Origin of the sequence: Streptomyces sp. NPDC048389 (genome assembly GCF_040706335.1) — a bacterium.
GTDB lineage: Bacteria > Actinomycetota > Actinomycetes > Streptomycetales > Streptomycetaceae > Streptomyces.
The window spans coordinates 1-12,040 of record NZ_JBEZKP010000064.1; the positions used below are offsets into that span (position 1 = coordinate 1).

Sequence of the window (12,040 nt, forward strand, 5' to 3'; positions counted from 1 at the left end):
TCGTGGACACCGCCCGCCGACCAGCGCGAGCACGGAAGGACGCCCGCACACCAGACCCGTGACCTGCAACTTCACGATGCACACCGCTCAGTGGCCTTGTCACCGGGCTCGCTGGCGGGTGGTGGTGTGCTGCTGCCGGTGACCCGCATCTCGAGCACCACCGCCTGCTGCGGATCGGTCGGGTCGGCGTCGCCGAAGCTCTTCGCGGTGTCCTTGGGGACGTTGAGCTGCTCCGTTTGTCCGCTGATGGAGACGCTGGCCCTGATGTCCCGGTCGATGGTCTCGATGCGGTAGGCGCGGGGGATGTTGACCTGCAGGTAGCCGGTGTTCGCGGCCTTGAAGCAGATACGGGACTCGTTGGTCGGCAGGTTCCGCGCCCACACCATGATCTGGTAGGACGTGCTGCTGCAGGAGGTGTGGGTGATGTTGCCGTCACCGGAGATGAGGTCGGCGCCTGTCGCGGCCAGAATTTGTGATCGGTACGGGTAGGCGCCGTCTTCGACCGTGTAGGGGGCATCGCCGTCGGCGGACACGGCCGGAATCGGTGCCCCCAGGACGACAGCGCTGGTCATGGTGGCTATGGGCAGCCATCTGCGTATACGCACGGGTACTGTCTTCGCTTTCGGAAGGCTCCCACACTGCGCGTTGGTGCAGGTGGGACGGAGAGGTTCGGTCCACATCGGTGTGGGCCGAGCGTGATCGCCTGGGGAGGCCGCGGAGAACAATAGCCCGACCCTGACAGCATCTGGCATTCCCGCTTCAGCAACCAGTTGCTGAGTGGATGCACTTGGCAGTGGTGGTTGCGCGTGGTGATCACGGACGTATAACGCTCTGTATCTGGTCTACAACCCTTTCCGGCGTGCCGAGGTCTTCCGTTCCCGATTCAGCAGTCCTGTACCGGGTCCGCCCGGGAAAGGGGTCCGCTGCCCTTCGGCTTGGGGAGGCCGCTGCGAAGGGGGTGGCCGGCCCCGAAAGTTCATGGCAGGGGCGATGGCGCCCCTCCGGGCCTGCGGTCGGTGACCGAAGGCCCGGTCCTGCCGTGCCGGGATCTGCACAACCCAGAAAGAGGGGAACACTCCGTGCTTCGCATCAGAAGCCGGCGCGCCTCGGCGTGGGGTAGCGGGTACGCGATGGCCATCAAGGCCGTTTGCGGTTTGCTGCCACTCGTCCTGGCCGCCGGACTGGTGTCTGCAACACCCGCCGTTGCAGAGGAACCAGGAACACCACCGCTGTCCGACCGCCAACGTGTGCTGGCCAATTGGAAGACTGGCGGCCCGGCCGTGAAGTCGGCCGCCGGATCCGCACTCGCCGGGAACGACGAGCAGGTACGCGCCTACCTGGCATCTGGGCAGAAGGTCGCTGAGGAACTCGACCTGCGCGAGGCCGCACTCAAGCTGGTCACCGAGGCCGGGCCGGGCTTGAGCGAGGCCGCCCGCGCTGCGCTGGACGGCACCCCCGAACAGCTGGCCGCGTTCATGGAGAACGGCTGGCAGGACCCGCTCGCCGACGACCAGCGCGTTGAGGCCGCCCGGATAACGGAGGCCGGAGGGACAGGAGTCCGCGAGGCCGGTGACAAGGCCATGCGCGGCACCCTTGAGGACGTCAAGGCGTTCCTGGCCGAGGGCCAGTACCGCCAGCGTGACGACGACGCGCGCGTCCGAGTCGCCCAGATCGAGGCTGCAGGCGGCCCGGCGACCAAACGCGCCGCGAGCGCAGCTCTCAAGGGATCCATCGACGACGTCCGCGAGTTCCTCACCTACGGGCAGCACATTACGCGTGCCCAGGACCAGGAACACGCCACGATCAGCGATCTGGCCAAGCAGACCCGGGCCGCTCAGACGGCCTCGGAGAAGGCCATGAAGAGCGCGCAGGAGCAGGCGGAGAAGGCCAAGGCTTCCGCCGCGCTGGCCAAGCAGGAGGCTGCCAAGGCGGCCGCCGAGACCGCGGCAGCCAAGAGCGACGCCCGCCGGGCGGCGGACGCCGCCCGGCGAGCAGCCGAATCCGCACGTCGCGCAGCCTCTGCCGCTGGAGCGGCCATATCGGCCGCGCGCGCGGCGAATGCGGCAGCCCAGACCGCGGCGATCGCCGCTCACAACGCCTCCACCGCGGCGCTGTACGCCTCGCAGGCCGCCAGCCGCGCCTGGGACGCCGCGGCCTCCGGCAAGGTCAACGAAACTGTCGCCGCCGCGGCAGAGCGGGCCGCTGACGAAGCGAGTAAGATCGCGGACTCCGCCGACGCGGTACGCCAGACCCTGTACCACTCCACCAACGCCCTCAACGCCGCCCTCGGGGCCATTGAGGACATGAACGCCGCCGCCGATGCGGCCATGGAGTCCCACAACCTGGCCCAGCAGGCCGGAGTGCACTCCGGTCAGGCCCAGGCTGCCTCGGCCTCCGCGCGTCGCCATGCAGCGGAAGCCAAGCGGGCGGCCGAGGCCGCCCGGGCACACGCCGCCGCGGCCGCCGCGGCCGCCGGCGAGTCGGCTGCAGCCGCCCGCTCGGCCGCCGATCACGCTCGCAAGGCCGCAGCCGCAGCCCGAAAGGCCAACGAACACGCCGGGGACGCCCAGGCCGCCGCAGACGCGGCCAAGACCAACGCCGCCCAGGCACTGAAGGCGGCGCAGCGGGCAGGTGATGCCGTCAAACAGGCCCAAGCCGTGCAGGACAAGGCCCGCAAGCGCGAGGCCGAGGAGGTCGCAGCCCGCACCAACACTCTCGTCAATGAGGCCCGCGACGCCAAGGCCCTCTACGACCAGGCCAAGACCGAAGCCAACCGCCTCCTGCAGGAGTGGAACAAGCTCGAGAGTGACTTCGCCCAGCTCGCCATCCAGGCCGAACAGCCCGGCGCCGATCCGGCGCAGATCGCTGCCACCGGCCGCAAGATGGCCCTGACAGCTCTGCAGGTGAACGGCCCCTGGTCCCGTGCCGCGGCCGAAGCCGCCCTCGTGGGCGACGACGCAGCCGTCATCGCCTATGCCACCGGCGGCTGGAAGACAGCAGCCGCACAGGATGAGCGCCAACAGGTCAACCACATCGCGCAGAGGGGTTCCTACAAGGACCTGCGCGATGCCGCGGCCACCGCGCTCAAAGGCACAGCTGAGGAGGTACGCGCCTTCCTGACGACCGGTCAGTACCAGGCCGCCGCGCCCGATCTCCGCATCGAGGTCGCCCGCCTGGCCGAGGCCGGCGGAACGGGCGTAAAGGAGGCGGCCTCGGCCGCACTGCACAACCCCGACCCCAAAGCGCTCGAGGAGTTCCTCCAATCCGGCCAGCACCAGGCACGCTTGGAGGATGACCGGGTCGAGGCCGCCCGCCTGGCCGAAGGAGGCACCCCCGAGGTCAAGGCAGCTGCCGAGACCGCCCTGGCGAGCCCTGACACCCACCTGCAGACCTTCATCCAATCCGGCCAGCACCGGGCCAAGCGCCGCGACCAGCTCAACACAGCCCACGTCGCGCAAGTGAAGGCCATCATCGCCGCAGCCAGCCGCATCTCGGCCCTCGCCTACCGGGACGCATTCAACGCCGCGAAGTCTGCGGCCACCGCGCAGGGCCACGCCGACGAGGCCGCCGGCCACGCCACCACGGCACAGGGCTACGCCGACCAGGCTACTGACTACGCAAACCAGGCCAAGCAGTCCGCCGCCAATGCCCGCAAATCCGCCGACGGTGCGGCCGCCTCAGCGGCCACCGCCACCAAGGCGGAAAGGCAAGCCGAGTACAGCGCCGTGCGGGCCGGTAACTCCGCAGCGGCCGCCTATGCCAGCTCACTGGCCGCCGCCGACTACGCAGAAAGTGCCTTCGCTGCCGCCGAAGCCGCACGCATCTCCGCAGTCGAAGCCGGCAAGAGCGCTGACGAGGCACGGACCGCACACCAGCAGACCATTTACCGCTACATGGTCGACGAGTACAAGAAAGAAGTCCAAAAGCAACAGGCCGAGGAGGCCGCCAGAAGGGCCCAGCTGATCAAGATCGGCGTGGACGTAGCCCGCATCCTTCTGACCCGCCAACTGCCCCCGGACACACCGATCGGCGTCCGGCTCGACCTGATCCACGTCGGACTCGACATCCTCGGAATGGTGCCCGTCCTGGGTGAGCCCGCCGACGGTTTCAACTGCAGCATCTACGCGATCGAAGGCACCGCCGGCCGCGACGGCGCCTGGACAGACGCGGGACTTGCCTGCGCCTCCATGATCCCCATCGGGGGCTGGGCCACCACGCCCGCCAAGTGGACACGCTACTCCGAGAAGTACGGCTCCCGGGTCAAGGCCATCTACGACGAACTGGCGAAACTGTTCAGGAAGACGCCTTCGCTCTGCCCGACGGGGCACAACAGCTTCCCGGCAGGCACGCGAGTTCTGATGAGCGACGGCACCGGGCTGCCCATCGAGCAGATCCGGACCGGTGACCTGGTCCAGGCAATGGACCCGACCACTGGCACCAGGGGTCCGCGCCGCGTCGACGACGTCATCTACACGCCCGATGATCGTGACTTCACCAGCATCGCCCTTGATGCAGCGAGCGGTGGGGCTTCTCTGACCGCAACGGATAACCATCCGTTCTGGTCGGAGAAGACACAGAAGTGGACGAACGCCGTCGACCTCAACTCCGGCGACCTCCTGCGAACCGCCGACGGAAGTACCGCACGCATCGGCAGCGTGGAGCATTGGAAGACACTGCAGCCCGCATACAACCTGACCGTAAACGGCCTGCACACCTATTTTGTTCTCGCCGGCCACACGCCTGTTCTGGTCCATAATTCAAATCGGCTGGTGAATTGTGGTGACCAGGTCGTCCTCGGAGTGAACAGGGGGCAGGGCGGAGACAGCTTGCGCGACATGCTGAATGGCGAAGGCGACGGTACCTGGTACACGTTCAACAACAGGGAGGGATGGGGAAGCCCTAGGGATCCGAGCGACCCGACCAGTCGTCCTCTTTGGATGGAGGGTGTAGAGGAGGCAGCTGGCAACCCATCCGTGAATATTTCGTTCTCGCTGGACCATCTCCTTGACGGCAATTTGAATGAGTTTCCGAACGCGCAGGCTGCTTTCGAATTCACCTGGGCCCGGGGGCGCAAGCTAGCTGGCAAGCCATGGGAAGAGCAAGCCTCAAATGGAAACCAGACCGCATGGGAATTGGGTGTCGTCATGAGGCAATTGGTGCCCGGTTCGACATCCGAACGGTCATGGAATACAGTCACCTTCTATTGGAAGGGGAAAAAAGTTGATATTGACGACCCGTTCAGGGAATTCCGGTAAGGGCTGAACGCGATTCGGCAGGGTGGGCTCTGAAGGGGCTATCAGAGCTCACCCTTTCCTGGTGTTGTGAACGCACCCTGCTTGGCTTGGCTTCATCTGAAGCGGGCGCGGTGCTCCGGGGCGTGGGGCTGATGCGAGTGCTGGAAGCGAAGTCCGTGATAATAGTCTTTATCCACCGCCTGCGGGCAACCCGGGTGCCTTCGTCGCGACTGAGGCCCTGGTTCAGCAGTGCGCGTGGTCTTTGGGCGGTCTCCAGATTGGAGGTCGTTGACCGATCTGATTTTTTTCGGACTGGCAGAGGATGGCGTGATGAGTAGTAGAGCGATGAGGCCGGATCCTTTTTTGTACCCGGACGTGGAGGCCGCCGGTGGGGATCTGGTGGCCGCCCTCCGGGAGACCGGGAAGCAAATGGGAGTGCCGATGGCCGGGCTGGGTGAGTCATACCCCCCGGAGGGGCGGTCATCACATTTCGCCGCCGTTGTCGAAGCGGAGTGTGGCGATGTGCGGATAGAACTGCGACAGGAACGCCGCGAAGTGACAGTCATGATCCGCATGCCCCTTTTGGGGATCGGAGGTTACGGTGCCACAGGATCCCTGGAAGTCGCAGTCGAGGTCGCCCACGCTTGGCGATCAGGAATGCCACTTGCCGAAATGGCCGCCGAGTGGGAGTTCTTGACTGTGACCCCAGAGGCATTGGCGCACGATCAGGGAAAGGCGGTGGAATTCGAGTGGGCATCGATCCAGAGGCTGCCGGCCAACCTAATTGATCAGGACTTGGTGGCAGCGGCATTCAGGTCGCCGGAGCTGCGGTCATTGTTCCCCATCGTTACTCACGGATCCTTGCAATTCCGTCGGCGTACGATTTCGGGGCCTGGGAGTGATGTACCCAGCATCTTCCCGATGACAGGCGGTCGCTGGAGGGTCATCTGTTTGTGGGATCCGAAGATTCCAAAGCGCATCGCCGAGACGACCGAAGAAGCAGTCGGAATCGTGGTGGCAGGACTGCCGGAGGGATGCGGCGCTGCGGTCGAAGTGATCCGCGCTGCACGACGAGGAGCGTAAGTGGTCCACCCTAGGTGGCGTGAGGGGCATTCCTTCAAGCGCGACGCGTATGTAGGCGAGGGTTACTGAAGGTTCAGTACCGGACACGGCTTCCACGGCGAACACCCCCACGAAACCGACCTCGCTCGCGACACAGGCATCACTCCCGACCAGGGGGAGCAGGCGATCATTGACCATGTCTACGGCTACATGATGCGCGGAGGAGAACTGCCGACCGTGAGTCCGGGACGGCCAAGGACCCTACGAGCAGGCGATCAGCTTCGGCCAGTACAAGATCACCTATCGCGCAAGCCGCTCACCTGACGGGAAATTCCAGGTGGGCACCTACTGGCTGGAGACGTAACCGACATGAAGGACCTCACGACGAAAACTCGGGAAATGATCGCACGCGCTGAAGTACTCAGCCGGGTGCCATTCCGGAAGCGGTCTCGTATTTCGTGGAGCGCATCACATTCGCGTCGGCGAACGAGATCCTCGGGATGCTGGATGAGATCTTGACCGAGGACTGGATGGCGCTGCCGCCGTGGGCACGCAATCTCGCCTACCGTCTCGCATGTCTACAGCGGCCGGATGACGCCAACCTGCTGAGCGACGCCGCCGCCGACCTCTACTCGTTCGGTCCGGACTGGGACAATGAGGCTGACGCACTGAAGCAACGGGCTGCCGAACTCAAGGCTCGGTAACATCGACCGCCGACACCTGCCTGGCGGAGGTAGCTCTCCGCCGGGCACCGGCATGTGAGGTGGCTCTTCTGCAGCGCCTCGAGCTGCAAGAGGACCATGGGAGAGTGCCTTGTTTCCCGATAGATCCTTCGTGAAAGCCCAGGGCTATGAGCATGATATGGACGTGGGTGCGGGAGCATATGAGGTTTCGCAGGGGCCAGGTCAGAGCATGCAGTGGAGGCTGGGCGCCGGCTGGGCAGATTGGCTGTGGACGGTAGGGGACGTCGAATTGAAGGTCGAAGCCTCATATGTCGGTCCGGAAGTGCTTGCCGCCTTCATGAACGCTGTTCGGGATCTACTGGCCGGGTGCAGGGCGACCTTTGTGACATTCTTCGACGAGCCGAGTGGCGCGAGAATCTTCTTCAATCAGAGTGATTGCAAGATCTTCGTGCAGATCGTGAGTTTCTCCCACCTGAACGAGCCGCAGACCTGGTGGCTGGATGCGAAGCTGCTCTGGGCCGGCCGAGTATCGACCGAGGATTTCGCCAATGCCTTCATGGCCATGGTGGGGGAACTCCTCACCCAGCACGGGACGGCCGGATACAGGAAGGAGTGGGGGCACGAGTTCCCGGCCACGGAGCAGGGCGGTTGCAAGTTCCGGGATCGCGTAGATCGTCCGCGCCCAGCGGGATTTGACGTGGCAACAGCACAGGCACGAGACCGGTGATCATCAGGGTGTCTACGCCAGCTGATCACTTCGAGGTCCCGTGCCTGCCGCTCCATCCTCCCCGATCCCTGCCGTCCTGGTGAAACTGGGTCCCCTCCACCAGCACGACACCGGCCGCCTGCGCGCCCACCTCCAGCGCGTACCCGACCCGCGTTCACGTCGCGGGCGGTGGTATCCCCTGGTCAGCTTGCTGCTGATCTGCGCCTGCGCAGTCGTCTCCGGCGCCCGGACCATCACCGAGATCACCGAATGGGGACAGCGCGCCACCATCACGGTGCTGGAACAACTCGGCATCCGCCGCCACCTGCCCGGACGTCGCCGCGCCCCGTCCCATGCCACCCTCACCCGGCTCCTGGCCGCCCTCGACGGCGATGCCCTGGACGCCGCGATCGGCGCCTACCTGGCCGAACGCGACCACTCCGCCGTCGGCGCCACCGGCTCGGCGCCGCGGCCGGCGGTCGCGGTGGACGGCAAGGCGCTGTCCGGCTCCGCGCACCGAACCCAGCGCCACCGGCACCTGCTGTCCGCCGTCACCCACGCCCCCACCGTCACCTTGGCCCAGCGGGAGGTGGGGGACAAGACCAACGAGACAGCCGCCTTCCGCCCGCTGCTGGAACCCCTCGATCTGGCCGGCGCCGTGGTCACCTTCGACGCCCTGCACAGCGTCAAGGACCAGGTGCGCTGGCTGGTGCAGGAGAAGAACGCCCACTACATCGCCGTGATCAAGGGAAACCAGCCGAACGCGTCAGCTCAGGTCAAGGCGCTGCCGTGGGAGCAGGTGCCCGTGGCGCACACCGTCTCCGCAACCGGGCACGGACGGCGGGAGACCCGCTCGGTCAAGACCATGGCCATCGCGGCGAACCTGGGCGGGATCGCCTTCCCGGAAGCACGGCTGGCCCCGCGCATACACCGGCGCCGCCAGGAGAGCGGCAAGCGGCAGACCCGGGAGACCGTCTACGCCGTCACCAGCCTCGATACCCACCAGGCCAGCCCCGCCGAGTTGGGCGGATACGTGCGCGGGCACTGGGGAATCGAAAATTCCAGCCACCATGTCAGAGATGTGGTGTTCGCCGAGGACGCCTCCACGGTCCACACCGGCAGCGCGCCGCGGGCGATGGCCTCTTTGCGAAACCTGGCCATCGGCAGGCTGCGGCTGCTGGGAGCGGACAACATCGCCAAGACCACCCGAGCGATCCGGGACGCACCCGAACACGCCGTCTGGATCTGGGGCATCACCGACACCCCGCTCCTACCGGGAACTTGAAGCCGCCCTGGCCACGGAGTGGGCGGCGCTCCAAGCGGCGTACCGCGCTTCGTCTCCCGGCTGAGTTGGCGTCTACGAATTTCTCGGAGTGCCTTACGCAGAGCGCGTTGCAGTTCCGTACCTGGACGCAGGCCACATCCCGTGGCTGTCGAGGAGCCTGATCGTCGCCTGGCGTCCAAAGCCCACGGTCTGGACGTCGTTTCCGGAGGCGAGGGCCGTCTGGGCCTGCGCGACGAGGTCCTGGACCTCCTGCTCCTGAGCGGCCTGATACGGGCCGCCACCATTCCGACCTCGGTGTCCTGCTGGATGCGGTCGCTCTTGCCCTGGCGGGGCAGCCGCCTGGACGTCCGGCTTTCCTTGACCGCTTCGGCAGCCGTGTTGGCGGCCTGGATGGCGGCCTCCCCGTGAGCGGTGGACCGCTTGGCGTACTCGGTTGCCTCACCGGCGTGTGCCGCCGCGTCCTCCGCCGCGGCGGAGGCTTTGTCGGCGGAACCGGTGGCTGAGGCATGCGAGGAGGCGAGGTAGGCATGCTCCGCGGCCTTCGCGACGGTGCGTGCCTTGGCGGCCGGCCGCGCGGGCGTCCTCGGCGGCAGCCCGTGCCGCGGATGCCTTCGAAGCGTCTGCGGGGGGCGGCGATGGCTGCCGGGCCTGGCCGGCGTCGCGGGCGGCGCCGCGCTCGGGAGGACCGTGCCCCTGCGGGGCAGGGGCACGGTCCGGGTCACGAAGAACTGACTACGGCCCGACCTCGAACTCGGGCGGCTGGAGACCCGCGAGGCGTCGGGTGTCCGGCGCGGTGGGACTCTCGAAGAACGAGGCGGTGATCGCTTGCGCACACGGTGACTCGGCGAAGGCGACATGGACGACGTAGGGGACCGTGACGGCCGTGGACCGGCTCAACGTAAGGGTGGCGTAAGTACCGTTGCCCGCCGCCGTCTGGGCGTCGAAGCCGGCCGACATGACCAGAGTCGGGATGTCGCTCCGCGTCACCTCACGGACCGGGCGTGGCGCGGCCGGGACGTCCCAGGCGCGGCAGTCCGCGTGGAGGAAGGGGAGCTGCGGAGCGTTGGCGAGCACCGAGCGGGGGAACGACGGGAACGCCGGCCGCCCTGCCCGGATCACGTCGGCCTCGGTCTCGAACGGTGTCCACTCACTGCAGAAGACCCCGTAGGCGAGCCCGTGGGCGAGCCTCCCGACGGCCTGCGGGCTGAGCTTGCCGCCCGCCCACTGCTCGGCGATCCGCTGCGGGTTGCCTCGGGCGAGCTCGTCGATGGAGCGGGGCACTCTGGCCGCCAGGCGGGTGGCGGAGGTCAGCCAGTTCACCAGGACCCCGCCGTCCAGCACGACCTTCACCGGCGTCGCGCGCCCCGGGACCGTGACGGTGGTGGTGAGCGGCTTGGCTTCCAGCTCACGGACGAGGCGCTCGAAGGTGTCCGACAGGTTCGGATAGCGGCGGTTGCACGCGGGCTGCTCCGCGCAGGCCCTGAACAGGCCGTCGAATCCCTGTCGTGCGGCGCTCCAGGTCACGCTCGCCCCTGCCAGGGACGGCGGCAGGACGCCGTCGATGCCGACCGACCGGATGCCCTTCGGGTGCTCTCGCATGTACGTGAGAGCCAGGTCGGTGCCGTACGAGATGCCGAACATGTGCCACTGCTCGATGCCCAGCGCGACGCGCAGGGCGGCGTAGTCGGCGGCGCTCTCAGTGGTGTTGTAGGCGCTGAGGTCGGTCCGCTCGGCAGACTGTTCGCGGCAGGCCCGCGTCGCCTTGACGTGCAGGCGCCCGGTGGACGGCGCACCGGGGACGAGGCCGACGGCGCGTGCGGTGAACTCGTCGATGTCCGGACAGGTGAGCGCCGGGTCGGCAGAGTAGGTCCCACGCTGGGACATGAAGATCACGTCCCGGTCGCGGTTCAGGCCGCCGTCGATCGCCAACTCGCCTCGGAGACCGCGTCGTCGCCGGGCCCGCCGGCGAACCAGACGATCGGGTCGGGTGCCGGTCTGCTCGTGGCCGCCGCCACGATCGCGACCGAGAGGGCGATCTTCCGTCCCTTGTGGCGGGAGCGGTTCTCGGGAACGGTGAGTATCTCGCAGCGGGCCCTTGTCAGGGCGGGGATCGAGTCCGCAGTCCTCGGGCAGGGGCCCGGCACGAAGCGGGCGTCGCCCGCTGTCAGGGCGACCGTGCCCAGCGCAGCTCCGGTGTCGCCGCCGGCTCGGGCGGACGTCACGGCGAGGCCGACGACGACGGCACCGGCCGTGACCCCGGCCAGAGCGGCCGGGAGCCGTCGCACGGCGTGCCTGTGGTGGGGCGGGCGATGGACACCATGTGCTCTCCGGGGCAGGGGTGATGGTGAACGGCTTCGGCGCGAGTCCTGCCACGCACGAGGTGTCGGGCGCGGTCGGACGCGTGAGGAAGGAGGCCAGGACGAGGGCGGCGGGGACGTCGACGGCCGGGACGGCGTTGGCGATCAGCAGGTTCACCAGCGCACCTCCGTCGAGGACGACCTTCACCGGGTCTTTGCCGCCCGGCGGCCGCGCCGTCAGCGTGAGGGGCTGCGCCTCCAGGCGTCGGACCTGCTCCGTCAGCGTGAGCAGGAGGTCCGGGTAGCGGCTCTTGCAGCGGGGCTGGGCCTCGCACGCCGCGAAGATGGCGCCGATGCCTTCCCGGGCGCTGTCCCAGGTCCACGGCAGGCTCACGATCTGCGGCGGTACGACGGAGTCGATCGTCACCGAGCGGATCCCCTCCGGGTGCCGGCGCAGGAAGGTGAGGGCCAGGTCGGTGCCGTAGGAGTACCCGTAGACGTTCCACCGGTGGATGCCCAGCGCCTTGCGCAGGTCGGCGAAGTCGGCCGCGTTCTCGGTGGTGTTGTAGGCACTCAGGTCGACCCCGTCGGCCGTCAGACGATCCCGGCATTCCGTCGCCGCGCGCACCAGGAGGCGCCCGGTCGACGGCGCGTCGTAGCGCAGCCCCACGACGTCGGCGTAGAACCGGTCGATCTCCGGACAGGCGAGGTTCGGCTGCGAGTGGAGCGCTCCGCGCTGGGCCATGACGATCAGGTCGCGAGCCCGGTTCACC

General features: G+C 67.7%; 8 protein-coding genes. 6 read left to right on the plus strand and 2 right to left on the minus strand.

From position 1 onward, the window contains the following. Positions 1-71 precede the first annotated feature (71 nt). Positions 72-605 (minus strand): hypothetical protein, encoded by a 534-nt coding sequence (locus AB0903_RS29740; protein WP_366707823.1) that lies wholly within the window; start codon positions 603-605, stop codon positions 72-74. A gap of 525 nt (positions 606-1,130) precedes the next feature. Between AB0903_RS29740 and AB0903_RS29745 the strand changes: the two genes are divergently transcribed. The 6 genes from AB0903_RS29745 to AB0903_RS29770 all read left to right on the plus strand — a co-directional run bounded on the left by AB0903_RS29745 (position 1,131) and on the right by AB0903_RS29770 (position 9,378). Next, complete coding sequence (locus tag AB0903_RS29745; RefSeq protein WP_366707824.1) at positions 1,131-5,255, plus strand: polymorphic toxin-type HINT domain-containing protein; 4,125 nt, start codon at positions 1,131-1,133, stop codon at positions 5,253-5,255. 267 nt (positions 5,256-5,522) lie between these two features. Then, positions 5,523-6,317, plus strand: a complete 795-nt coding sequence (locus AB0903_RS29750; protein WP_366707825.1) for a DUF6193 family natural product biosynthesis protein — start codon at positions 5,523-5,525, stop codon at positions 6,315-6,317. A gap of 437 nt (positions 6,318-6,754) precedes the next feature. Further along, a complete protein-coding gene (locus AB0903_RS29755; RefSeq protein WP_366707826.1) occupies positions 6,755-7,000 on the plus strand; it encodes a hypothetical protein in 246 nt (81 codons plus the stop codon). Between the two features lie 130 nt (positions 7,001-7,130). Then, positions 7,131-7,706 (plus strand): hypothetical protein, encoded by a 576-nt coding sequence (locus AB0903_RS29760; protein ID WP_366707827.1) that lies wholly within the window; start codon positions 7,131-7,133, stop codon positions 7,704-7,706. Positions 7,707-7,746: 40 nt separating this feature from the next. Beyond that, complete coding sequence (locus AB0903_RS29765) at positions 7,747-8,970, plus strand: ISAs1 family transposase (protein WP_366707828.1); 1,224 nt, start codon at positions 7,747-7,749, stop codon at positions 8,968-8,970. A gap of 141 nt (positions 8,971-9,111) precedes the next feature. Next, complete coding sequence (locus tag AB0903_RS29770; RefSeq protein WP_366707829.1) at positions 9,112-9,378, plus strand: hypothetical protein; 267 nt, start codon at positions 9,112-9,114, stop codon at positions 9,376-9,378. 324 nt (positions 9,379-9,702) lie between these two features. Here AB0903_RS29770 and AB0903_RS29775 read toward each other — a convergent pair whose 3' ends face one another. After that, complete coding sequence (locus AB0903_RS29775; RefSeq protein ID WP_366707830.1) at positions 9,703-12,039, minus strand: alpha/beta fold hydrolase; 2,337 nt, start codon at positions 12,037-12,039, stop codon at positions 9,703-9,705. Position 12,040: the final 1 nt, after the last annotated feature.

Bases quoted from the DNA above. Each gene is read 5' to 3' on its own strand.
- AB0903_RS29745 (WP_366707824.1), top strand. From the start codon at position 1,131: ATGGCCATCAAGGCCGTTTGCGGTTTGCTGCCACTCGTCCTGGCCGCC.